Here is an 854-nt window from a genome sequence, read left to right on the forward strand (position 1 = left end):
GCAATTTCCTCCAGCGTTTCTAAACAGTCTGAAACGAAAGCTGGTGTTACAACTGCAAGATTCTTGATTCCTTTTGCCGGCATTTTATCGATTTCAACATCTGTATAAGGCTCTAACCATTTGTCTCCCGCTAAACGTGACTGAAATGTCAAACTGTATTTATCTGCCGGAAGTCCTAATAATTTTACGACTTGTCTGGTAGTTTCATAACATTGGTGACGGTAACAGAAATCATGCGCCGGTGAAGGGGTACTACAACAAGAACCATCAATTTTACAATGTGATTTGGTTACATCGGTTTTGCGAATATGACGTTCCGGGATTCCGTGATACGAGAATAATAAATGATCGTAATCAAAACCAACTAAATGTTTCTGAATTGAATCGGCCAAATTCTTGATGTAATCCGGTTTGTTATAAAACGCAGGAACATCAGTAAAAGTCATTTGTGGAAATTTCTTTTTACGGATTTCTTCGGCTTTTACTAAAATTGTTAAAGTCGAAGCCATTGCATATTGCGGATATAACGGGAAAAGCAATACCTCTGTAACTCCTTTATCGTGCAATTCCTGAAGTCCTTTCTCGATGGTCATGCTTCCGTAACGCATAGAAAGCGCCACAGGAACATTTACTAAAGGTTGTACTTTTTTCTGCATTCTTTCTGAAAGTACTACTAAAGGAGAACCTTCATCCCACCAGATTTTTTTATACGCATGTGCTGATTCTTCCGGTCTTTTTCTTAAAATAATTCCTCGAACCAACAAAGCTCTTAATAAATACGGAACATCGATCACGTATTTATCCATTAAAAATTCATCTAAATACGGTTTTACATCTTTTGGTTCCGGACTTTC

At 37.6% G+C, this 854-nt stretch carries 1 protein-coding gene; it reads right to left on the reverse strand.

The features are described 5' to 3' along the window. Positions 1 to 854: ferrochelatase (gene hemH, locus IRZ78_RS26005; RefSeq protein ID WP_194620506.1), on the reverse strand; the 854-nt coding region annotated here is incomplete at both ends.

It is taken from the genome of Flavobacterium sp. CSZ, from assembly GCF_015350725.1.
Taxonomy (GTDB): Bacteria; Bacteroidota; Bacteroidia; order Flavobacteriales; family Flavobacteriaceae; genus Flavobacterium.